We start from the raw sequence: 21,969 nt of genomic DNA, 5'->3' as shown, positions 1-21,969 counted from the left end.
ATCGTTGTGAGCGGACAAAACCAAAAATACGTTTTTTACCATCAAGGGCAGCCGTCCACTGACCACTGCCTTTATCCGCATGGGCCAGCATCTTCAGAAAAAGTGGACTCACAGAGAGGTTTTTGCCGATGTAGGTATCCGGCATCGGACGGGCGTACAGCACCGTACTGTCTGCCAGCATCAGAACCAGCACATCTCTCTCGCTGAGTTCGTAATAACTGTAGAAGCGGCGAAAATAGTCCACTTTAATGGTGGCGAGTAAGACGCCACGAAAGCCCTTGAACGCATCGTTCACCCGAAGCGTAACCGGGATCACCAGCTCGTGAGTACTGCGACTGCGAATCACCGGGCCAATATGCAGGTTATCGCGCGGACTGGCGCGATGATAATTGAAATATTCACGATCGGAATTATCAATATCAGGGGGAACTCTGCCCATGGATGTTGCGATCCACTTTCCCTGCGCGTCGTAGTAAAACAAACCATGAAGTTGCGGCAGACGGCTCTGTAACAAGCGCATCGTCTGGCTCAGCGCCTCACCCTCCACGCCGGTCGTGGCGATCTGCTTTTGAAGCTCACGTTGCACTTCGCGCAGTGAGAGTTCAGTTTGCAAAAAGGTATCATCGGCCTGACGCGCCTGTGACAGCGACAGATTCACCGCCGTATCTTCAGCTTTATCGACGGTGTCATTCCAGTCTTCACGTAACGTCCACAGATTTAAGCCAATCACCGCCACGCTGAGCAAGACGCCAGAGAGAATAATACTTCTCAGCAGCGGCGAAATTTCTGGCGCTGGCCCATCATTTTTGCGGCGAAACCTCATGCCAGTCCTTAATAAATCCTGATCACTGATTTAAGCACAGTTAATCAAAAGCCAAAATGGAAATCCCACAACACCGTTTCGATAATGCTAATCTGCTATTATCCAGCAGATTACGCTTAAATCTCCAGCTTAACTGGCTCAATCAGCACCATTTATGCAGAATTAACAGCGAATAAATCCACCCCAAGGCTTCAAATATCGGGCAGGTAAATGTTACCCTTGTCGGCTGAATAACTTGCACTTAATTGATTAACTTGAGTATTTGAGGGATTTGTATGAGTAAGAACCTTAGCAGCCTGAATAATATCCGCACTATTCGTGCTGAGGCGCGCAACATGGATTTGGATCTGCTGGAAGAATTACGCAAGAAATTAGAAACCGTGGTAAATGAACGCCGTGAAGAGGAAAGCGCGCGGGAAGCAGAAGCCCGTGAAAAAGCGGAAAAACTGGCGTTTTACCAGGAGTTGTTACTGGAGGAAGGAATTAATCCGGCGGAACTGATAAATAGCGTTTCCCCTTCATCCACCGGCACAAAGAGACGCGCGAAGCGTCCGGCGAAATACCGTTACAGTGATGATAACGGCCAGGTTCTTTACTGGACCGGTCAGGGACGTACTCCCTCCGCAATTAAAGCGGCGATCGAAAACGGCCAGTCACTGGATGATTTCCTGATTTAATCGCGATAGATGTCTGCCGGAATGCTGACCGCCACTGCGCGGCATTATTCCGGCATAAAAATCTTCAGGGCGCAGATATTCATCCGGGCCTGACACTTATCCACCTTTATCATCGGCCATAGCCGTCTGTGGACCACGAAACGTCCGACGCCACTCGCTGGGAGAAACGCCAAACCGGGATTTAAAACGCTGACGAAATGATATCGGTGAATCAAAACCCGCCTTTTCTGCCACACCTTCAATACTGATACCGGTCGTTTCCAGTAAAACCTGGCTGCGTTGCAGACGCTCAGCCGTCAGCCACTCTCCCAGTGACATGCCCGTCGCCTTGTGAAAATGGCGCGTCAGTGTGCGCCGGCTCATGCTGAGCGTGCGCGCGAGTGAGTCCAGATCCTGCGGCTGATGCAAATTTTCCCGCAGTGATGCCAGCAGCGCGTTAATTTTACCGTCACGCGTCGTTTCCGGAACCGGCCGCTCAATGAACTGCGCCTGACCGCCTTCACGATAAGGCGGCACCACCATGCGTCTGGCGACCCGATTAGCAATGGCGCTGCCATAGTGCTGACGGATGATGTCCAGACAGCAGTCGATGCCCGCTGCGGTGCCGGCAGAAGTAATTAGCCGATCGTCACGGGTATAAAGGGCATTACTGTCGAGGTGAACCTGCGGAAAACGCTCGCTGAAGTCACGCTCAAATTCCCAGTGGGTAGCCGCACGGTGCTGATCGAGGAGACCGGCATAAGCCAGTACGTAAGTGCCGAGACAAAGCCCTACTACTTCCGCACCCCGCTGCCAGGCAGCCACCAGCTTATCAAGCAGCGCTTGTGCCGGTTTTTCAGCAGGATTGTGCCAGTAAGGAATAATAATGATGTCTGCCATATCAAGCGGTTCAGGGCCCTGCTCAACCATGATTGACAACCCCATTTCTGAGATGATCGGGCCTGGTTTCAGTGCGCAGATATCGACATGAAACAGATCCTGCTGCGGCAGGGCAGAGCCGAACAAAATACAGGGAACTGAAAAATGAAACGGACTAAAACCGGCCGTTGCCAGCACCGCGACTCTCAGAGCAGCCATTCTCTCCCCTTATTGCGTGAAGCGTAGTGTTGAGAACTCATAGCACAGTTGTGCCGGTTTAGTGCCACGACGCTCAGAACGTCATTGTTTCACCATCTTCCGGGATCAGCACCTGGTCAGCAATACCCTGTTCGGTAGTCCAGGCTCGTAGCTCAGCGCGCGTCAACAAACAGTGGTTGATCGCCTCCATGTGTGAGGCAACCAGCGTTGCCTCAGGCAGGATATTCAGCGTGCGCTGGGTATCCTCTTTTCCCATGATAATCGGGCCATAGAGATCGTTGGTTGCATTGCCGATATTCATTACCACTACCTGAGGCTGAAAACGTTGCAGCGCTCTGACATAGGGTTTGACCCATACGGTATCGCCAGCAATGTAGAGGTTTTTTTCTGCCGGATGGGTAAATACCAGGCCACAGGCGTCACCCAAAATATCGCCCATCACTTTGTCTGCATATAAGGCATTACTGCCGTGCTGACCGTCGGTTTTATAGATTGTCAGGCCATCAACAAACGGATTCACATCCTGCAGCACGCGAACATTTGCAAAACCCTGCGAACGAATCAGCGCTGCATCCGTTTCATTCTGGCTGTAGATCATCATCGACTTCGGCACTAACTGCTGCGCAGCCTCATCCCAGTGATCCATATGCGTGTGAGTGATAATAACCGCATCGACTGCCAGCAGGGCAGCGACCGGAACAGGCAGCTCAACCATCGGATTTCTCAAATGGGGACGGGCATTTCCGGCAAATCCGGGCCAGGCCTCTTTTTCGGCCAGCATCGGATCAATCAGGAATTTTTTGCCTGCATAGTCCAGTAGCAGGGTGGCATTACGAATCTGGGTCAGCTTCATTTTGGCTCCGTGAACAGTCTCAGTGAAATCAGCCAGGCTTACTGGCTACCATGAGGTCACTTTACGGTAGTGTGCTGTCTGCACGTGACAGGCTCAGAGGACAGTGTACGATGGGATCGGGCCAAACTGCGATATTTTGTTGTGCCAGGGTATCTATCAATGCTTGAGTCACGACGACACAGTCCTGAATGTTCAGGAATGGCAGGAGTTCGGGAAGGTGCTTTTAACTCTATGCCGACAACGATAACGCTCTCTGCCGATGTCTATTGAAAGCATTGCCGGTTAAGGTATTAGTCGCCCTGGCGGGTCCCGGAGCTGTGTTCTGATAATCAACCTTTGACAGGAGAGTCTGTGAACGACTTATGGAAATTGCACTGGCTTGAGGCATCGGGTGATGTTGGGCCTTATAAATCGGCAATAGTCAGGGCCGCTGAGCTCGCCTGCGAGCACCTATCCTCTGTGACACGTGTCCCTCGTCTGGATATTCTGGTTCAGTGCATGCCGGAGGCAATAATACCTGAAACAGGTTTTGCAGGCAGGGCTTACAGTCCCACCCTGTTCGGCCTGGCTATTGACCCGGCAAATCTGAATCTGCCCGGGATGCTGGAAAATGGCACGCTGATGCGGCAGATCGTTCATGAAGTCCATCACTGTTTGCGAATGCGTGGACCGGGTTATGGCTGGACGCTGGGTGAAGCGCTGGTCAGCGAAGGTCTGGCTGGTCAGTTCGTCTGCTGGCTGCTTAAAACGGCAGCAGAGCCCTGGGAGCGAGCCATAACGTTAAGCGAATTGCAGGCTAATCCAGTGCCGCTGACCACGCTGCAAAGCCCTCATTATGATCATTCTGCCTGGTTCTTCGGTACGGGTGATTTTCGCCGATGGTATGGCTATACGCTGGGCTACCAGATGGTTGCCGCATGGCACCGTGATAACGCGGAATGCGCTACAGAAAAATGGTTCAGTGTGACAGCCGATGAGGTGATTGCCGCGGGGCTGGCTAAGGGGCTGCTGACAAATTGAGGATAAAAAAATGCCGCAGCAGGCTGCGGCATGTCATTTCAGATTCGCATCAGAAATCGGCTTTCAGTACCACACGGTAATTGGCTTTACCGGCGCGGACGTGATCCAGCGCTTTATTGATATCTGACATCGGGAAGAACTCAACCTGCGGGGCAATATCCGCACGGGAAGCGAGACGCAGCAGCGAGCGCAACTGGCCTGGTGAGCCAGTTGATGAACCCGTTACCGCTTTGTCGCCCAGGATCAGATCAAAAGCACTTACTTCAATCGGCTTCATCACTGCACCTACAGTGTGGAATTTACCCTGAGGTGCCAGCGCTGCGAAATAAGGTTTCCAGTCCAGATCGACTGCCACAGTGCTCAGGATAAGGTCGAAACGGCCCGCCTGCTTCTTCAGAGCTTCAGGATCGCGGCTGTTAACCACTTCATCTGCGCCCATATCCAGGATCGACTGCCTCTTGTCCGGGGTTGAGCTGAATGCCACGACTTCAGCACCCATCGCGTGCAGGATTTTGATCGCAATGTGGCCCAGACCACCGATACCAATCACACCCACACGGCTGGTCGCCGTGATGTTGCTCATCAGCAGCGGTTTAAATACGGTGATACCACCGCACAGCAGTGGACCAGCGCTCGCCACATCCAGCTTTTCCGGCAGCGGGATAACCCACTGCCAGTCGGCGCGCAGCTTCTCAGCAAAACCACCTTTGTTCATGATGGTCGGGATGCTGCCCTGCTGGCAGTTAACCTGCTCGCCGTTGATACAGGCATCACAGTGCTGACAGCTTTTGGCTGTCCAGCCGATTCCTACACGCTGGCCGATTGAGAGACCTTTGTTCTTAGCCGCTTCGCCCAGGGCAGAAACCCGGCCAATCACTTCATGTCCTGCAATCACCGGGAACTGAGAGATGCCCCATTCGTTGTCGATCATCGACAGGTCTGAGTGACAGACGCCACAATATTCAACCTGGACTTCGACTTCTTCGGCTGCCAGTTCGGCGGCATCGTACTCATAGAGTTCAAGGGCCTGGCCAGCCTGCATGGCTGCATAACTTTTAATTTTCATTCATACCTCTGCGTGATTAATCACGGACAAGTGTAACAACTCAAAGCCGGCCCTGCCTGGCCGTTGCGTTTACACCGCACTTTTTTGTCTTTTATTCAGATAATTCAGCCTTTAACCTGCGCACCTGAAAGAGTTTGTAACACCTTGAGCTGCGCGACGGCTTCCTGCATGGCGTCCATCCCCTGCGTCAGTTCGCGCAGGCTGCCGAGGTGCTTCGCAATGTCGGCACGCTCATGACGCGTCTGCTGATTCATCGCCGCCAGCGTATCGGCTGCTGAAATACTGCGCTCTGCCATCTGCGCGGCGGTCTGCGCCGAGTCACTGGCCACCAGCCGGATGCGTGAGATGGTGCTGACCGCCTCACCGATGTTACTGGCTGTAGCTTCAGCCTGCTCTTTCGATGAATGCGCCAGACGTCGGACTTCGCCCGCCACCACGGCAAATCCGCGGCCAGCCTCGCCTGCGCGTGCCGCTTCTACTGCGGCATTAAGCGCCAGGATGTTGGTCTGGAAAGCAATATTGCTGATGCCAAGTGTAATCTTATTGATACCGTTGGAGATTTTTTCCAGATCGTCCAGTCCGTCATCCAACCGGCCCTGCGCCTGCTGACTCTCAGTGGCGATATTGCTGATGTTACGGATGCTGCTTTCTGCCAGGCTCAGCGTTTCGCCCTGACTCTGGGTAGCCGTTTCCAGCACCGGCAGTGCTTCCATCAGTGGTGTCAGTGCCTGCTGATAATTGATAACCCGATCCAGCACTCGCGTCTGAATACTGTTCAGCGCTTCCCAGCGGCGCAACGCACGCTGCGCGTAATGTGCTGCATAACCGGCATACTCCACCGGGAACTGGCTCATCGCTTTGACGTCATGATTGAAGAACACGAGTGCAGAGAGCGTCTGATTGATTGGCACGCCCAGGATTTCACCAAAGCTGGAAAAACCGGCGGCGGCGATGCCTTTAAAGAAGTGAGCATTGTGCAGCTTATCGGCATTACCGACACGACGCAGAATACAGTCGTTCATCAGAATGGCGGCCGGTTTGCCATTCTGGGCGGTAAAAGCCTGCCACTCCTGCTGCGTCGCCTGTTTGAAGTCTTTCTCCTTCATCAGGAACAGTCGGTCACCAAACTCAAGGTCACAGAAAAACTGCACGCCACCCGATTCAATTTTGGCGATCGAGCGAATGAAGTATTCCCCGCCGACTTTAACGCCAAAGGTTAACCCCTTCAGCCGTTCGGTCAGTTGCGCTTCAGTGCAGTTAAGGTGTTCACACAGCGATGCGACAAACGGCTGCTGCTGACCCTGGCGGTTAAACACAGAGGTGACGGTGCGCGCAACCGGATCGGCTTCGGCAATCAGCCAGCTCTGATCGCATGGCGTAAAGTTCTGGCTTTTAAACGGAGCAAAGGATTTTCCGGGCGCCATCTGACAGAACACGATCACGGCCTTGCCCTGCAACACCTTGCCACCGGTACCGATCCAGGTGCCATCAAAAGTAATTTTACCGCCCGCTGAACCGCCAATCGCCAGGCATGGGAAACGCCCGCAGTTATACCAGGCCTGCATCAGAAAGCCTTCTGACGCCGACAATCCATCACAGTAAATCATCGCGAAAGTACGATCGGCTGAGAGCGGCATCCGCACCTGCAACCGCGCCAGCTCCTGCTGGATGGCGGTGATGCGCTGGCTGGCGGTCTGCGTGTCGTCGACATGCAGATCGACAATGTGCGTCTCATGACTGGCGATCAGCGTGTCAGGCAGCCAGAGATAGCTTCCTTCCGGGCCATTGCCATCACAGTAAGTGCTTTGCGATCGGCTGCTGCTTAGTGCGCCGTTGGAAGAGAGCGTCAGCACCGTCAGATCGGTGGTGTTAAAGCGCTGCCAGGCCTGGCTGACCCGCTGAAAATCGGCTTCAGGCGGAACAAACGTCATCAGGATCCCGCCCGCGCGCGCGCTTAACCCGATGGAAGAAAGTGAATCTGGCAACGCACGACAATCGTAGGTGCCATTCGCTGGCTGGCTGCTACGCCTAAGACGGGCAACAGGCAGGCGTCTTTTGATCGTCTTAATGATCGACATATTATTATTTTCGCTTTTATTTGATTGATTTGCGCTTAAATTCGCGCTTTCTGGTGTGTAAAAGGAGGGCTAAATGCAGGTCCGTTCGCGTTCAGAACTCGTCGCTGAGTGCCGTGTTCATCATTGATCGGCGCGCTCAACGCCATTGAGTTATCGCCATTAGCGGGAAAACCTTTAGCGATTGCTGCAGTTGGTTTAATGAATGAAGATGTTACATTTTCGCAGCATAAAATAACACGGGGCACGATTCTGGTGGGCAGATGTAAAGCTGTGCAGGTGACTAATGTTTACTATTTGCGATACACACTCATCAGTGCGATAATTGTAATGTCAAGTGTAACTACAAAGGAGCTTACTATGGGCACAATTAACATTCGAATCGATGATGACCTGAAGACACGATCCTATGCTGCGCTCGAAAAAATGGGTGTAACTCCTTCTGATGCGCTGCGCCTGATGCTTGAATATATTGCAGATAATGAACGTCTTCCCTTTAAGCAAACGTTACTCAGTGACGAAGATGCGGCGTTAGTAGACATAGTTAAAGAACGCCTGCGAAACCCTGAGCCTGTCCGGGTCACACTGGATGACCTTTAATGACCTGGCAACTGGAGTTCGATCAGCGGGCACTGAAAGAGTGGCGCAAGCTGGGCCCGACAGTACGTGAACAGCTTAAAAAGAAGCTGGCTGAGTGTCTTGAGTCACCCAGAATTGAGGCGAATAAACTCAGCGGGATGCCTGACTGCTATAAGATCAAGCTAAAGTCATCCGGTTATCGACTTGTATACCAGGTTATTGATGACCGGGTAGTCATTTTTGTGGTAGCTGTCGGGAAAAGAGAGCGCTCAGAGGTTTATTCTGCCGCTTCCAGGCGTCTCTCTTAAACAGGGCAACTTCACAGAAAAACAAAGCGGCACTATTCCTGTTTACCTGTCACTCTGCTGGTGCCAGTGCTGTTCGCAGCGTTCACGAGCTTCGGCAGGCAGATCACGTAAATCTGGCAGCGTGTCGCCGGAACCGTAGCCCATTGATCCCGTTGCTTCCTGCTGTTCATCCTGCGCGGCGAACGTAATTTTCTCATCCAGCTGTTGCCAGCTATCGCCCTGCTGCCGGTAGATCACAGCAAAAGTGGGCGTCTGTGCATCATCGCCATAAATTTCATATTTCTGCTTCTGCTCGTCAGAACCCAGCTCAAGCGTGTCGATTAAGGTCGCATTACTCATAGCACTCTCCTTTTTCGTCAGGTCTGTAAGCGTAGTTCATCACCCACGGCCCTGCCGACGTTATCCCTCTTCTAAAAATTAAAAGCAGTCTTATCAATGGATTCAGTCTGTGCATTTGCATAAACGAAGCGGACGACTATGCTTGCAGATGTGACTAGCTAGTCCTTTTTATCTAATGGAACATTGATATGAGGTCTTCCTATGACACAACAGAAATACAGAGGTGGTGCCGGCAATTTTGCCAACGATCCAGAACGGGCGAGTGAAGCTGGCAGTGCAGGAGGCAAGGTCAGTGGGGGCAACTTCAGAAACGATCCTGAAAAGGCCAGGGAAGCCGGTCGGAAAGGAGGCAAGATTAGTCGACGTCCTTCTAAGTAATTCTGAATAAAGCGCTTTAGGACGTATTACGCCATGGAGTGGCATCTCTTCCGTCAACACTCAGAATCTGTTCATCATTCCCCCTCTTTTAGCCTTAACGCCTCTCTGACCAGGTTAAAAGCCGGTGAATGCTGCTTGCGGCTGGGATAATAGAGATAGTAACCGGGGAATGGCTCACACCAGCGCTCAAGCACCCGGATCAGCGTGCCCTGCTCCAGCCCTTCTGCAACTTCCTGTTCAGGTAAAAAAGCGATTCCGAGCCCGGCAAGCGCCGCTTCTGCAATGTGTGCTGAAGTATTGAACGTCAGCTGTCCATCCACCCTCACATTTAATGGCCCCTCTTCTCCGTCAAAATCCCAGACATACAATCCACCTGCGCTCGCCTGTCGCATATTGATGCAGTTGTGATGCAGTAGGTCCTGCGGAACCTGCGGCGCAGCGTGACGACGAAAGTAATCAGGTGCAGCTACCGCCGCCATCCGTAACGGCGGGGTTATCGGCATCGCCACCATATCTTTATCAATGGTATCCCCCATCCTTACCCCCGCATCGAACCGATCGGCCACGATGTTACGTAAGCCATGATTTGCATCGAATTCGAGCCGAATATCGGGATAAGCCGCCAGCAGCGGCGTCAGTTTGGGCATCAGGAGAGAACTCAGAATATGCGGGCCACAGGTGATGCGTACTGTGCCGGCGGGCTTGTCCCGCATCGCGGTCAGCATATCCAGTTCCGCTTCTATTTCATCGAATCGATTGCCTATCGCCTCGATCAATCGCTCACCCGCTGCGGTCGGCGAGACGTTACGTGTCGTGCGGGTCAGCAGCCGAATCTCCATCCGGTTTTCCAGCGCTGTAATGGTCTGACTCAGCGCGGGCTGCGTCACGCCCAGCAGCGCCGCCGCGCGAGTAAAGCTGCCCTCTCGCGCAACGGTAATAAAAGCCTGCAGGTCATTCATATTGCGTTTCATGCTGCACTTCCGCCGATAGATTAATAAGTCATGGTTATAACCCCATTAAGGATTCATTAGCTAGTCAATATAAAGCGAAACAGTAGAATTTCCTGAGTTCATCAGCACCACTAACAATGAAACAGGACAGAACATGGCTTCCACCGAAACTACTGCCTCTTCCCCACAGGATAAAGATGCTCACTGGGGTGGAGTCTGGGCAATGACGCTGTGTGTCTTCGCGCTGATCGCCTCTGAATTCATGCCGGTCAGCCTGTTATCGCCGTTATCACGTGATCTGGCGGTCAGCGAAGGTCTGGCCGGACAGGGTATCGCCATCTCTGGCACGCTCGCAGTGATCACCAGCCTCTCGATAACCCGCATCGCGGGGAATCTCGACCGCAAAATTTTGTTGCTGGCGCTCACGCTGCTAATGGCGCTATCCGGATTGATGGTGGCGATGGCTTCCAGCTATCTGGCTTACATGACGGGCCGGGCACTGATTGGCGTGGTGATTGGCGGGTTCTGGTCGATGTCAGCTGCGGTGGCCATCCGGCTGGTGCCCACCGATCAGGTGCCGCGCGCGCTGGCTATTTTCAACGGCGGAAATGCGCTGGCGACCGTTATCGCGGCACCGCTGGGCAGCTATCTCGGCTCTGTCATCGGCTGGCGCGGGGCTTTTTTCAGCCTGGTGCCGGTGGCGTTGATCGCCCTGATCTGGCAAGCCTTCACGCTGCCCTCGATGCCGGTGGATAAGGCACAGCAGCGCACCGGGAAGCTCCTCCAGCTGCTGCGTTCGCCGCTGGTTACGGTGGGTCTGACCGCCTGCGGCCTGCTCTTTATGGGCCAGTTCACCCTTTTTACCTATCTCCGCCCGTTTCTGGAAACCGTGACGCAGGTGGACGTTTCTGCGCTGTCGCTGGTGCTGCTGACCATTGGCATCGCTGGCTTTATCGGCACGCTGATCGTCGGGGCTGTTCTGCAGCGCGGATTCTATCTGACCCTGATAATTATCCCGCTGATCATGGCGGTAGTCGCTTTGCTGCTCATGGTGTTCGGTCATCAGCTATGGCTGGTGGCACCGCTGTTGGGCATCTGGGGACTGGTGGCTACAGCGGCACCCACTGGATGGTGGGCCTGGGTCGCCAGATCCTTTCCGGATAACGCGGAGACCGGCGGCGGATTAATGGTTGCCATCGTCCAGCTGTCAATTGCTCTGGGATCGACCCTGGGTGGGCTGGCCTTTGACCATGCAGGCTGGCAGACCACTTTTGCCATCAGCGCCACATTACTGGTCGCTGCCGCCGCACTGGCGAGGATCACCGCCCATAAAGAAAGTGCTGCCTGATAACAGGTTCGTTGTTTAACCGGGCACCCCTTTGCCCACACGTCTTCAAACCCGATAAGGATCCTCTCATGAGAGTATTAACCCTGATGTTTGGACTGTTGATCAGTTCATTTGCGGCCAGCGCTGCCGATATGTCACGCGGCGCCGATAATTTTTATCAAAGCGATAAAGTGACCCGCGAGAAAGTCACTTTCAAAAACCAGTATCAGATGGGCGTCACCGGCACCCTTTACAGACCCAAAGAGGCCAGTAAAACGGCACGCCTGCCAGCGATTGTGGTGGGTCATCCAATGGGCGCAGTCAAAGAGCAGAGCGCCAGCCTCTATGCACAGAAAATGGCGGAGCAGGGCTTTGTTACACTCGCAATCGATCTCTCATTCTGGGGCGAAAGTGAAGGCCAGCCGCGCAATGCAGTTTCTCCGGATATCTATGCGGAAGACTTCAGCGCTGCGGTGGATTACCTGGGAACCCGCGAGTTTGTCGACCGCAATCGGATTGGTGTGCTGGGCATCTGTGGCAGTGGCAGTTTCGTCATCAGCGCGGCGAAGATCGATCCCCGCATGAAGGCGATTGCGACCGTCAGCATGTATGATATGGGCTCGGCTAACCGCAATGCGCTGAATAAGAGCCAGACGCTGGCGCAGCGCAAGCAGATCATTGAAGCAGCGGCACAGCAACGTTATGTGGAATTTACCGGGGGTAAAACCGAATATACCGGCGGTACGCCACATAAAATTGATGCTGATTCACCGCCAGTGGCTAAAGAGTTTTACGATTTTTACCGGACGCCTCGCGGTGAGTTCACCCCGAAAAGCTCGTCAGCGGCGCTGACGACACACCCGACGCTCACCAGCAACGTGAAGTTCATGAACTTCTATCCATTCAATGATATTGAGACCATCTCTCCGCGCCCGATGCTCTTCATCACCGGTGATAAAGCGCACTCACGCGAGTTCAGTGAAGATGCCTTCCAGCGCGCGGCTCAGCCCAAAGAGCTGTATATCGTGCCTGATGCAGGCCATGTCGACCTTTATGATCGCACTGACCTGATCCCGTTCGCGAAGCTGACCGCCTTCTTTAAACAGCATCTGTAATCATCCGCTGATCATCGATTCCAGCCCGCCCGCAGGAAACTGCAGGCGGGCTGTCTGCGTTATTGGCCTTTGCGATGGTGGGTCAGATAATGCTTCACCAGCACAAAGAACAGCGGAACAAAGAACAACGCCAGGACGGTGCCTGCCAGTGTGCCGCCGATGATGCCAGTACCGATAGCAATGCGGCTGTTAGCACCCGCTCCGGTCGCCACCGCCAGTGGGATCACACCGGCAATAAAGGCCAGCGAGGTCATCATGATGGGCCGCAGACGGGTTCGCGCCGCCTGCAACGCAGCAGCACTCAGTGAACTGCCCTGACGCACTGCATCCTCGGCAAACTCGATAATCAGAATCGCATTTTTGGAAGTCAGCCCAACTGTGGTCAGCAACGCCACCTGGAAGTAGATATCATTACTCAATCCGCGCAGCGCCACTGCCAGCACGGTACCCAGAACGCCGAGCGGCACCGCAAGCAGTACGGAGAACGGCACGGACCAGCTCTCATACAGCGCAGCCAGACAGAGGAAAACCACCAGAATGGAGATTGCATAGAGCGTGGTTGACTGCCCGCCCGCCTGCTTCTCCTGCAAAGAAAGCCCGCTCCAGGCGCCTGTAGTCCCTGCCGGGAGTTCATTGGCCAGCCGCTCAATGGTGTTCATGGCATCACCGGAGCTGAACCCTTCGGCATTCTGACCCTGAATTTCGTAGGAGGCTGAGCCGTTATAACGGTTAAGGCTTTCCGGCCCCATAGTCCAGCGGGTCGAGGCAAAGGCCGAGAACGGCGTCATGGTGCCCTCACTGTTCCGGATATACCACTTATCCAGATCTGACGGTGCTGAACGATACTGACCATCGCCCTGTACATAGACCCGCTTCACACGACCCCGATCGATGAAGTCATTAATATAGGCACCGCCCCAGGCGCTGGTCAGCGTATCGGTCACGTCATCCAGCTGAAGCCCCAGTGCCACCGCTTTGCTGGTATCAATATCAACCTGCAACTGTGGGGTCTGCGGCAGGATATTCGCCCGCACGCCGATCAGCTCCGGGCTTTGCGCGGCGCTTTGTAATAGCTGATCGCGCAGGTTCCCCAGTTGTTCACGCGTGGTGCCTCCGCTGGCCAGCAGCTCATAGGTGAAGCCGTTGTTCTGTCCCAGACCTGGCACCGATGGCGGCGTCAGTGCAAAGATCTGCGCATCCCGAATCGACGCCAGCGCATAGGTCGCGCGTCCGGCTATCGCCTCGGCGGAGTTCTCACTGCCGGGTCGCTGGTCCCAGTTTTTAAGCTTGATAAACGCCATACCGGCATTCTGCGCAGCACCGCTGAAGTTAAAGCCGTTGATGGTAAAGACCACATCTATATTCTGTTTCTCTTCAGTCAGGAACCAGTCAACAATCTGCTGATTGACGGCCTCCGTGCGGCTGGCGGTTGCGCCCGCTGGCAATGTCGCCTGAAGCATAATGCTGCCCTGATCTTCGGTCGGGAGGAAGCTGCCCGGCAGGCGGGTAAACATTACAAACAGCACCACGCCCATTGCCGCATAAAGCGACACCATGACCAGCGGACGACGCAGTGTGCTGACCACTTTGTGGCGATACTGGCGCTCAGTGGCGGCATAAAAGCGGTTAAAACCGCCAAAGAAGCCTTTGCGATGAGGTGTTGTCGGCCGCAGCAGCATGCCACACAGCGCGGGCGTCAGGGTCAGCGCCACCACCACGGAGAAGGTCATGGCCGCAATGATGGTGATGGAGAACTGCCGGTAAATTACGCCGGTCGATCCGGCGAAAAACGCCATCGGCAGAAAGACTGCCGATAGCACCAGCGCGATAGCCACCAGCGCGCCGGAGATCTCTTTCATCGACTTTTCCGTTGCCTCACGTGCGGGCAAACCTTCGTCATGCATGATGCGTTCAACGTTCTCGACCACTACGATTGCATCGTCCACCAGCAACCCGATGGCCAGCACCATGGCAAAAAGCGTCAGGGTGTTGATGGTGTAGCCGCATAACGCCAGTACACCGAAGGTGCCGAGCAGCACGACCGGCACCGCCAGCGCCGGGATCAGCGTCGCGCGTATGTTCTGCAGGAACAGGTACATCACCACTACCACCAGCGCGATCGCTTCGATCAGGGTGATCACCACGTCCTCAACGGAGATTTTGATGAAGTCGGTGCTGTCGAGCGCATAGGCCACTTCGTAGCCTTGCGGCATCGAATGGCGATACTCTTCAACTTTGTTTTTCACCAGCGTCGCGGTGGCCAGCGCATTCGCGCCCGGAGCCAGCATCACCCCGACTCCGGCCGCAGGATGCCCGTTAAGTCGCGTGGTCATGTCATAGGATTCACCGCCCAGCTCTACACGCGCCACATCACCCACCCGCACGATGGCGCCGCTTTTGTCGCTTTTAACGATGATGTTGCGGAACTGTTCCGGTGTCTGCAGTCGCGACTGCGCTCTGACCGTGGCGGTGAGCTGCTGATTATCGGGCGATGGCAGGCCGCCGATTTTACCGGCTGACACCTGAATGTTCTGCGAACGTATCGCCGCCGACACGTCAGAGGGCTGCAACGCATAAGAGTTTAGTTTGAAGGGATCGAGCCAGATGCGCATCGCGTACTGACCGCCGAATACCTGGATGTCACCGACGCCTTCGGTCCTGGCCAGCGGCTCCTGCATATTACTGACCAGCCAGTCACCGATATCTGTGCTGTTGCTTTTACCCGTGGTGTCATACAGCCCCATCACCAGCAGAAAGTTCGACTGCGACTTGGTCACCGTCACGCCAAGCTGCTGCACCTCGCTGGGCAGACGGGAGAGTGCCTGCTGCACTTTGTTCTGCACCTGCACCTGAGCCGTGTCCGGATCGGTGCCCTGACTGAAGGTGACGGTAACCGACACATTCCCCTGTGAGCTGCTGCTGGAGGTAAAATAGAGCAGATTATCCAGCCCGGTAAGCTGCTGCTCGATCACCTGCGTGACGCTGTTCTCCAGCGTCTCCGCAGAAGCACCGGTGTACGTTGCGCTGATATTCACCGAAGGCGGCGCAACGTCGGGATATTGTTCAACCGGCAACAGGGTAATGGAGAGCGCGCCAAGCAGCATGATTAAAATGGCAACAACCCATGCGAAAACGGGACGATAAATAAAAAAACGAGAAAACATCAGCGGGATCTCTTCCTTTTGGGCGGGTGCAAAACCTGCATTCCTGCAGGCTAACAAACAGCGTTGATTATAGGGTGTAACCTCAGGCTGAACATCCTGACATTATTTTTTCTTAAGGCTGAGGGATCGTACCGTGACGCTGCATTTTCGATTTATCGCGGATTTGACTGTACTGACATCCGATGTGGGCATCAAAGAGAAAGTCGATCCATAACGAATCTTATGATGCATTAAGCAAAATGGTGAGTCCTGACTATCCTCAAATAAAATATATTGATCAGGAGAAAACCATGAAATTTTTCTACTTCGTTTCGCTTATCGCCTCTGCCCTCTATTTACTGGCCTTCCTGCCTAAACTCCGCACCCGTCGTGAACCCATAGCCTACTGGGGATGCTGGACTTATCTGGGTGCCAACGCCATTTTCTGGGCCGTTTATGGTGTCATGCATTACATTTAATGTCATTTTTTAAGCAAAGCGGTAAACAGGGATGTTTAGGGCGCTATCCTGCTGATAAGAAAGGAGAGTGAGGGCTGAACTTCAGGGGTTTATGATGGTGCGGTTTAGCTCGGTCACAATCATGACAGGTCTGGACCTGTGAATGGGACAAGATTAACACCTCTGTCAGGCAGCTTGTCTTTCATCCCGCGGAACACGATGATTTCTCCTTCGGTTCCGTTGTGGGATATATTGGCTGCACTCTCGTGACATTTTCTCTGCATAACAGGTAATCCAGGCAATGGCTCTGATCCCCAAAAACTACATGCGGCTGGAAAGCGGCTATCGTGAAAAAGCACTTAAAATCTATCCATGGGTGTGTGGACGCTGCTCACGCGAGTTTGTCTATTCAAACCTGCGTGAACTGACGGTTCACCATATCGATCACGACCACACCAACAATCCAGAAGATGGCAGTAACTGGGAGTTGTTGTGTCTCTATTGTCATGACCACGAGCACTCAAAGTACACCGAGGCTGACCAATATGGCACCCGCGTAGTGGCAGGCGAGGATGCACAAAAGGATGTGGGTGAAGCCACTTACAATCCTTTTGCTGATCTGAAGTCGATGCTGAATAAGAAGAAGTAATGGCTTAACTGTCAGGCTGGCCGACCGGTCCGACAGTCTCGCTTCCCGAAGAGGATCACAACGTCTGGCCGCGGCCAGAACGCAGCGTAGTCCGTCATGCCAGATGCCATCCTAACCAGACTCAGCGCGATATGAATCCTTTCCCAGCCGGTTACTTCAGATTTTGATATCAGTCATGGCCGGGTGAACCGTACGTCAATTGCCCCCTCACCGACACTCTTTTTGAGACTACCTGCCGACAGCACCTTTCCTACTGGCGTGTAGCTATAGGAGGTCTGGAATGTCTCGTAAAAAAGAACCAGCGTCTTATCGCCATACAGCATCACATCGCCCTGCTGGATCGTGCCGGGTTTGTGCGGATCGCTATTAAGAGCAGCAGGCAGGTCTGCAAACTTTTCGTTGCCGTTCAGCTCCTTCATCGTCATGGTCAGCGGGAGTTGCTGTACAAATGCTTTCGCGGTGGCGTTATCCGCCAGCGCAATCTCATAAGACTGATGGTTGATCGTCATAATAATCTTCATGGGACGCAGCTCTCCTGCCCGATCCGTGCCACTGGCTTTAACGGGCATCAGACTATAGGTGGAAAGTAAGACCAGCAAAAGTAAGGCTCTTTTCATAAGGTTGCTCTTCGGATTATCACGCATCTGTTCAGACATGGAGTGCGTTACTGCGATCGCCGTCCAGCCATAATAAACTGGCTCACTTACCCGCCGTTGCCTGATGGTAAAGATTCATCCTTCACCCTTTCCCTGCATCATCATCCTGTCGGCGGAACTCGCGCGCCGCTTATTCTGCAACAGCCCGGATGCGCTGCGCTTCATCTGATGTGCTGAACTGAATTGCGGCTTACGTTTCGGGCTGTCGAAACATCTTGAGAAATAATTTCACCGAATAATAGCCAGAATCCACGTTGTGATGCTTTTTTCTGTACCAGACTTAGTGAATAACAACAGAGACAATGTGGAGCATTATGAAAGAGCAAAATCGCACAAATGGTATCGCGCCTTATGGGGGTGCAGCCGGAGGCTGGGGCGCATTGAAGGCGGTTGCCGATGCTATCCGCGGCCAGATGTCTGTGAAGCAGGATGTGATCGCCCTGTTTAAAGTCAACCAGCCGCAAGGCTTTGACTGTCCAGGCTGCGCCTGGCCCGACCCACAACATGCCTCCTCCTTTGAGTTCTGCGAAAACGGCGCAAAAGCCGTCTCGTGGGAAGCCACCAGCAAACGCACCACGCCAGAGTTCTTTGCCGCTCATACCGTGACTGAATTGTGGGAGCGCAGCGCACTGCATCTGGAGGGCGAGGGTCGGCTGACCCATCCGATGAAGTACGATGCCGCTACCGACACCTATCAGCCTATCGAATGGGATACGGCGTTCCGGGAAATTGGTGAGCATCTGCGCAGCTATGACGATCCGGATAGCGTGGAGTTTTATACCTCAGGTCGCGCCTCGAATGAAGCGGCGTTCCTGTGGCAGCTCTTCGCCCGCGAATATGGCACCAATAACTTCCCCGATTGCTCAAACATGTGTCACGAACCGACCAGCGTCGGGCTGCCGGAATCGATTGGCGTTGGCAAAGGCACCGTAGAACTGGAAGATTTTGATCACTGCGACCTGGTGCTTTGCATCGGCCACAATCCGGGCACCAATCATCCGCGCATGCTGGGCACACTGCGTGAGGTTTCTAAGCGCGGTGCGACTATAGTGGCGATTAACCCGCTGCGTGAACGCGGGCTGGAGCGTTTTACTTCACCGCAGAGCCCGATTGAGATGCTGTCAATGAGCTCTACTGAGCTGGCTTCGACCTACTACAAAGTGCGGGTGGGCGGCGACGCAGCGATGCTAAAAGGGGTAATGAAGATCCTGCTCACCATGCACGAGGAGGCATTGAGCCAGGGCAAACCCGGCGTCATCGATGAAGCCTTTATCACTGAGCACACCGAAGGTTTTGACGCCCTGAAAGCCGATCTGGAGAGCACCGACTGGGACCATATCCTGAAAGTCTCCGGCATGGCGCGCGAGGAGATCCAGCATATCGCCCGGCTGTATGCCAGCGCTGAACGCACCATCATCTGCTACGGCATGGGGATTACCCAGCACCAGTATGGCACCCAGAACGTGCAGCAAATCGCCAACCTGCTGCTGATGCGCGGCAATATCGGTAAACCGGGCGCAGGTATCTGTCCGTTACGCGGTCACTCCAATGTGCAGGGCGACCGCACGGTGGGCATCACAGAGATCCCACCGCAGTCGCTGCTGGATGGTATTGAGAAAGTCTTTGGTTTCAAGCCGCCGCAGAAGCATGGTCACGGCGCCGTTGAAGCAATCAGGGCGATGCGCGACGGCAAAGCTAAAGCGCTGCTCTGTCTGGGCGGCAACCTGGCAGAGGCGATTTCCGATCCACAGGTGACGTTCCCGGCGATGCGCAAGCTGGATCTGGTGGTGCATATGGCGACCAAGCTGAACCGCTCGCACCTGTTACTCGGCAAGCACAACTATCTGCTGCCAGTGCTGGGTCGTACGGAGACAGATGTTCAGGCAACCGGTGCGCAGAGCGTAACCGTTGAAGATTCGATGTCGATGGTTCACGCCTCGCGCGGTTCGCTGGACCCGGCTTCGCCCCATCTGAAATCTGAACCGGCGCTGGTGGCCGGACTGGCTAAGGCAACTCTGCCGGATAGCCTGGTGGACTGGTCGGCCATGGTAGCCGATTACAGCCGCATCCGTGATGCCATTGAAGCGGTGTTCCCGGCCTTTGAAAACTTCAATGAGAGGATTAAGCATCCAGGAGGATTCCGGCTTCATAACGCTGCTTCAGAACGCGTCTGGCTGACGCCATCTGGCCGTGCTCAGTTTAAGGTGATGCAGGGCATCAATGAAGATCCCCGCTCGCTGAAGTGCCATGATCTGGTGCTCACCACCCTGCGCAGTCACGACCAGTACAACACCACGCTGTATGGCCTGAATGACCGCTATCGAGGCGTGACAGGCCGCCGCGATGTGCTGTTTATCAATGCCGAAGAGGCAGAGGAACGAGGGCTGCGGGTGGGTGACCGGGTCGATCTGATGGCACTGGACCCGGATGGCAATCCCACCTCTCGCCAGATGAAAAACCTGACGATCGTGATTATTGATATGGCCCCAGGTTCGGTCGGCGCTTACTACCCGGAGGCTAATGTGATGGTTCCGCTCGACAGCCACGATACCAAAAGCGGCATTCCCGCCTATAAAAGTATTCCGGTTTCAATGGTGCGCGTAACCGATGAGACTCACACAACATCCGGTGTGTTGCGATAAGGCTTTAAACGCGCTGGGCTTGCTGCTAGCTGGCACAGGATAGACAAAGGTTGCCTGAGGATGGGCAACCTTTGTCTGAGATGAACACAGCAGCCCGTTCTGCCAGTCACAACGACGAGCGGGCTGAAATATAACTTTTATTTACCTTATTCGTAAAATTTTATGACAAGCGTAACTGCTGGAGCTTTCTCAACCATACCTCAACAAGCCCCCGCGATTAGGTTATATGTGCTCCACTTCCACTTATTTTCTGACCGTACATAAACCCGCACTCAACACATGCCATTCTCCTTATTGGCAAAAATTAATCACAATGGCTTATCTATCTGGTACGCCTCTGATTGCGTTACAAATTTGTTAAACGCTCACTTCTTTCTCTGTTTATAACGGTTATGCAACGCCTTGCGTTGCAACTGTTTAACTTAACGATGAAGGAAGATCATAGATGACAACCTTATCCAGACGACGCTTTATGGCCTTCGCGGCAGGGGGCACGGTCGCACTTGCCGCCGGCCAGGTCCATGCGCATGATAATAACGTCCGGGCCTATCCGGCTGGCAACCAACCCGGGGGCCGCGACCCTGGTCCGCACGATCCGGCGCGAGAAGCGGAAAATCCTGACATTCTCAATCCCCCCGCCACGGACAGCGGCACGTTACCTAACCTGCGCTACAGTTTCAGTGATGCACACGTTCGCAAAGGGAGTGGCGGCTGGACACGCCAGGTGACACAGCGTGAGTTAGGTATCTCAACCACCATTGCCGGCGTCGATATGCGGCTTAATACCGGTGGGATACGTGAGTTGCACTGGCACAAGCAAGCAGAATGGGCCTATATGACCTACGGGACGGCTCGTGTAACCGCCTTTGATACTCAGGGTGGCTGGTTTGTTGATGATATCGGCGTAGGTGATCTCTGGTATTTTCCTCCTGGCGTGCCGCACTCAATTCAGGGTCTGGGCCCTGACGGCTGTGAATTTTTACTCGCTTTCGATGATGGCAACTTCGACGAAGACAGTACGTTCCTGCTTTCCGACTGGTTTAAACATATTCCACCCGAGATCCTCGCCAAAAACTTTCAGGTTCCGGTTTCCACTTTTGCTCAGCTTCCCTTACCAGCTGATGAATATATCTTCGCCGGTAGCCTCTATAATCGCCCGGCTGACGCCTCTCAGGGTGGCAAGAAATCAGCGCTTCGTTTCACCCACCACATGCTGGCGCAGGATCCTGTTAAGGCACCCGGCGGCACAGTGCGGATAACCGACTCATCAAATTTCCCTATTTCAAAAGCAGTGGCCGCCGCGCTGGTAGAAATCGAACCGGGTGGACTGCGTGAACTGCACTGGCATCCCAATAATGACGAGTGGCAATACTATCTGGAAGGTGAAGGCAGGATGGGTGTATTCGCCTCTTCAGGCCAGGCCCGAACCTTTGATTATCGGGCAGGAGATGTCGGTTACGTGCCTTTCGCAATGGGGCACTACATTGAAAATACCGGCAAAGGCCCCCTGCGCTTCCTGGAGTTGTTTAAAAGCGATTATTACGCCGATATCTCACTCAATCAGTGGCTGGCCAGTACGCCGCCGGAGCTGGTTAAACAGCACCTTCATCTTGACGATGCCTTTATGGCAGCCCTTTCGCTGACCAAACATCCGGTAGTGAATTAAATGTTATGGCCGGGTTTCCGGCCATAACCGATCATCTCATTCGGGTACATCTTTCAGCTACCCTATCCTGTGGTGCCTGAAAACACGCGATTGATTCTGCTGGATCATTAGCCACGCACTGCCACGTTTTACAGCTGGCGTAATAAGTAGGGTGGAATGGAGATGTCC

The 21,969-nt window shown here is 54.0% G+C and carries 19 protein-coding genes and 1 pseudogene; 11 read left to right on the top strand and 9 right to left on the bottom strand.

Annotated elements, in window-relative coordinates; all coding sequences use genetic code 11:
* A pseudogene (locus AC2LB6_RS12885) lies at positions 1–823 on the bottom strand (GGDEF domain-containing protein); the annotation flags it as partial.
* 275 nt (positions 824–1,098) lie between these two features.
* Between AC2LB6_RS12885 and AC2LB6_RS12880 the strand changes: the two are divergent.
* Positions 1,099–1,500 (top strand): H-NS family histone-like protein, encoded by a 402-nt coding sequence (locus AC2LB6_RS12880; protein WP_490093818.1) that lies wholly within the window; start codon positions 1,099–1,101, stop codon positions 1,498–1,500.
* A 96-nt stretch (positions 1,501–1,596) separates the two neighbouring features.
* Here the strand turns inward: AC2LB6_RS12880 and AC2LB6_RS12875 are convergent, their stop codons facing one another.
* Together AC2LB6_RS12875 and AC2LB6_RS12870 are read right to left on the bottom strand one after the other, a co-directional pair.
* The gene (locus AC2LB6_RS12875) at positions 1,597–2,577 is read right to left on the bottom strand and encodes a GlxA family transcriptional regulator (protein ID WP_490093817.1); all 981 of its coding nucleotides are present in this window, start codon (positions 2,575–2,577) and stop codon (positions 1,597–1,599) included.
* Between the two features lie 73 nt (positions 2,578–2,650).
* A complete protein-coding gene (locus AC2LB6_RS12870) occupies positions 2,651–3,430 on the bottom strand; it encodes an MBL fold metallo-hydrolase (RefSeq protein WP_490093816.1) in 780 nt (259 codons plus the stop codon).
* A 351-nt stretch (positions 3,431–3,781) separates the two neighbouring features.
* On the opposite strand from AC2LB6_RS12870, the gene AC2LB6_RS12865 reads away from it, so the two are divergent.
* Entirely contained in the window at positions 3,782–4,450 is a 669-nt protein-coding gene (locus AC2LB6_RS12865; RefSeq protein ID WP_490093815.1) for a DUF2268 domain-containing putative Zn-dependent protease, read from the top strand.
* Between the two features lie 49 nt (positions 4,451–4,499).
* Here the strand turns inward: AC2LB6_RS12865 and ahr are convergent, their stop codons facing one another.
* Together ahr and AC2LB6_RS12855 are read right to left on the bottom strand one after the other, a co-directional pair.
* On the bottom strand, positions 4,500–5,516 hold the full coding sequence (ahr, locus tag AC2LB6_RS12860) for an NADPH-dependent aldehyde reductase Ahr (protein WP_490093814.1): 1,017 nt from the start codon (positions 5,514–5,516) through the stop codon (positions 4,500–4,502).
* Positions 5,517–5,620: 104 nt separating this feature from the next.
* On the bottom strand, positions 5,621–7,594 hold the full coding sequence (locus AC2LB6_RS12855) for a methyl-accepting chemotaxis protein (RefSeq protein WP_490093813.1): 1,974 nt from the start codon (positions 7,592–7,594) through the stop codon (positions 5,621–5,623).
* A gap of 357 nt (positions 7,595–7,951) precedes the next feature.
* Between AC2LB6_RS12855 and AC2LB6_RS12850 the strand changes: the two genes are divergently transcribed.
* Both AC2LB6_RS12850 and AC2LB6_RS12845 read left to right on the top strand, forming a co-directional pair.
* Positions 7,952–8,191 (top strand): type II toxin-antitoxin system RelB/DinJ family antitoxin, encoded by a 240-nt coding sequence (locus tag AC2LB6_RS12850; protein WP_010257033.1) that lies wholly within the window; start codon positions 7,952–7,954, stop codon positions 8,189–8,191.
* A complete protein-coding gene (locus AC2LB6_RS12845) occupies positions 8,191–8,478 on the top strand; it encodes a type II toxin-antitoxin system RelE family toxin (RefSeq protein ID WP_490093812.1) in 288 nt (95 codons plus the stop codon). The genes AC2LB6_RS12850 and AC2LB6_RS12845 overlap by 1 nt, the downstream gene beginning before the upstream one ends.
* A gap of 42 nt (positions 8,479–8,520) precedes the next feature.
* Here the strand turns inward: AC2LB6_RS12845 and AC2LB6_RS12840 are convergent, their stop codons facing one another.
* On the bottom strand, positions 8,521–8,817 hold the full coding sequence (locus tag AC2LB6_RS12840; protein ID WP_115764661.1) for a hypothetical protein: 297 nt from the start codon (positions 8,815–8,817) through the stop codon (positions 8,521–8,523).
* Between the two features lie 201 nt (positions 8,818–9,018).
* On the opposite strand from AC2LB6_RS12840, the gene AC2LB6_RS12835 reads away from it, so the two are divergent.
* The gene (locus AC2LB6_RS12835; protein ID WP_008926846.1) at positions 9,019–9,195 is read left to right on the top strand and encodes a con-10 family general stress protein; all 177 of its coding nucleotides are present in this window, start codon (positions 9,019–9,021) and stop codon (positions 9,193–9,195) included.
* A gap of 74 nt (positions 9,196–9,269) precedes the next feature.
* On the opposite strand, the gene AC2LB6_RS12830 is transcribed toward AC2LB6_RS12835, so the two are convergent.
* Positions 9,270–10,166, bottom strand: a complete 897-nt coding sequence (locus tag AC2LB6_RS12830; protein WP_490093811.1) for a LysR family transcriptional regulator — start codon at positions 10,164–10,166, stop codon at positions 9,270–9,272.
* Between the two features lie 202 nt (positions 10,167–10,368).
* On the opposite strand from AC2LB6_RS12830, the gene AC2LB6_RS12825 reads away from it, so the two are divergent.
* A complete protein-coding gene (locus tag AC2LB6_RS12825) occupies positions 10,369–11,493 on the top strand; it encodes an MFS transporter (RefSeq protein WP_490093823.1) in 1,125 nt (374 codons plus the stop codon).
* Positions 11,494–11,561: 68 nt separating this feature from the next.
* Positions 11,562–12,587, top strand: coding sequence for an alpha/beta hydrolase (locus tag AC2LB6_RS12820; RefSeq protein WP_490093810.1), 1,026 nt, complete (start codon positions 11,562–11,564; stop codon positions 12,585–12,587).
* A gap of 59 nt (positions 12,588–12,646) precedes the next feature.
* Here AC2LB6_RS12820 and AC2LB6_RS12815 read toward each other — a convergent pair whose 3' ends face one another.
* Positions 12,647–15,751, bottom strand: coding sequence for an efflux RND transporter permease subunit (locus AC2LB6_RS12815; protein WP_490093809.1), 3,105 nt, complete (start codon positions 15,749–15,751; stop codon positions 12,647–12,649).
* Between the two features lie 290 nt (positions 15,752–16,041).
* Between AC2LB6_RS12815 and AC2LB6_RS12810 the strand changes: the two genes are divergently transcribed.
* A complete protein-coding gene (locus AC2LB6_RS12810; RefSeq protein WP_009093121.1) occupies positions 16,042–16,209 on the top strand; it encodes a hypothetical protein in 168 nt (55 codons plus the stop codon).
* Positions 16,210–16,489: 280 nt separating this feature from the next.
* Entirely contained in the window at positions 16,490–16,837 is a 348-nt protein-coding gene (gene yajD / locus AC2LB6_RS12805) for an HNH nuclease YajD (protein ID WP_490093808.1), read from the top strand.
* 173 nt (positions 16,838–17,010) lie between these two features.
* Here the strand turns inward: yajD and AC2LB6_RS12800 are convergent, their stop codons facing one another.
* A complete protein-coding gene (locus AC2LB6_RS12800; protein WP_490093807.1) occupies positions 17,011–17,493 on the bottom strand; it encodes a cyclophilin-like fold protein in 483 nt (160 codons plus the stop codon).
* Between the two features lie 314 nt (positions 17,494–17,807).
* On the opposite strand from AC2LB6_RS12800, the gene AC2LB6_RS12795 reads away from it, so the two are divergent.
* A complete protein-coding gene (locus AC2LB6_RS12795; protein WP_490093806.1) occupies positions 17,808–20,135 on the top strand; it encodes an FdhF/YdeP family oxidoreductase in 2,328 nt (775 codons plus the stop codon).
* A gap of 445 nt (positions 20,136–20,580) precedes the next feature.
* Complete coding sequence (locus tag AC2LB6_RS12790) at positions 20,581–21,801, top strand: cupin domain-containing protein (protein ID WP_490093805.1); 1,221 nt, start codon at positions 20,581–20,583, stop codon at positions 21,799–21,801.
* The last annotated feature ends 168 nt before the right edge of the window (positions 21,802–21,969 follow it).

Source organism: Pantoea sp. RCC30.1, from assembly GCF_058148845.1.
This window is presented reverse-complemented; position numbering and strand designations above follow the sequence as displayed.

Coding starts and splice junctions, on each gene's coding strand:
- AC2LB6_RS12880 (WP_490093818.1), top strand. CDS start 1,099: ATGAGTAAGAACCTTAGCAGCCTGAATAATATCCGCACTATTCGTGCT.
- AC2LB6_RS12875 (WP_490093817.1), bottom strand. CDS start 2,577: ATGGCTGCTCTGAGAGTCGCGGTGCTGGCAACGGCCGGTTTTAGTCCG.
- AC2LB6_RS12870 (WP_490093816.1), bottom strand. CDS start 3,430: ATGAAGCTGACCCAGATTCGTAATGCCACCCTGCTACTGGACTATGCA.
- ahr (WP_490093814.1), bottom strand. CDS start 5,516: ATGAAAATTAAAAGTTATGCAGCCATGCAGGCTGGCCAGGCCCTTGAA.
- AC2LB6_RS12855 (WP_490093813.1), bottom strand. CDS start 7,594: ATGTCGATCATTAAGACGATCAAAAGACGCCTGCCTGTTGCCCGTCTT.
- AC2LB6_RS12850 (WP_010257033.1), top strand. CDS start 7,952: ATGGGCACAATTAACATTCGAATCGATGATGACCTGAAGACACGATCC.
- AC2LB6_RS12845 (WP_490093812.1), top strand. CDS start 8,191: ATGACCTGGCAACTGGAGTTCGATCAGCGGGCACTGAAAGAGTGGCGC.
- AC2LB6_RS12840 (WP_115764661.1), bottom strand. CDS start 8,817: ATGAGTAATGCGACCTTAATCGACACGCTTGAGCTGGGTTCTGACGAG.
- AC2LB6_RS12835 (WP_008926846.1), top strand. CDS start 9,019: ATGACACAACAGAAATACAGAGGTGGTGCCGGCAATTTTGCCAACGAT.
- AC2LB6_RS12830 (WP_490093811.1), bottom strand. CDS start 10,166: ATGAAACGCAATATGAATGACCTGCAGGCTTTTATTACCGTTGCGCGA.
- AC2LB6_RS12825 (WP_490093823.1), top strand. CDS start 10,369: ATGACGCTGTGTGTCTTCGCGCTGATCGCCTCTGAATTCATGCCGGTC.
- AC2LB6_RS12820 (WP_490093810.1), top strand. CDS start 11,562: ATGAGAGTATTAACCCTGATGTTTGGACTGTTGATCAGTTCATTTGCG.
- AC2LB6_RS12815 (WP_490093809.1), bottom strand. CDS start 15,751: ATGTTTTCTCGTTTTTTTATTTATCGTCCCGTTTTCGCATGGGTTGTT.
- AC2LB6_RS12810 (WP_009093121.1), top strand. CDS start 16,042: ATGAAATTTTTCTACTTCGTTTCGCTTATCGCCTCTGCCCTCTATTTA.
- yajD (WP_490093808.1), top strand. CDS start 16,490: ATGGCTCTGATCCCCAAAAACTACATGCGGCTGGAAAGCGGCTATCGT.
- AC2LB6_RS12800 (WP_490093807.1), bottom strand. CDS start 17,493: ATGTCTGAACAGATGCGTGATAATCCGAAGAGCAACCTTATGAAAAGA.
- AC2LB6_RS12795 (WP_490093806.1), top strand. CDS start 17,808: ATGAAAGAGCAAAATCGCACAAATGGTATCGCGCCTTATGGGGGTGCA.
- AC2LB6_RS12790 (WP_490093805.1), top strand. CDS start 20,581: ATGACAACCTTATCCAGACGACGCTTTATGGCCTTCGCGGCAGGGGGC.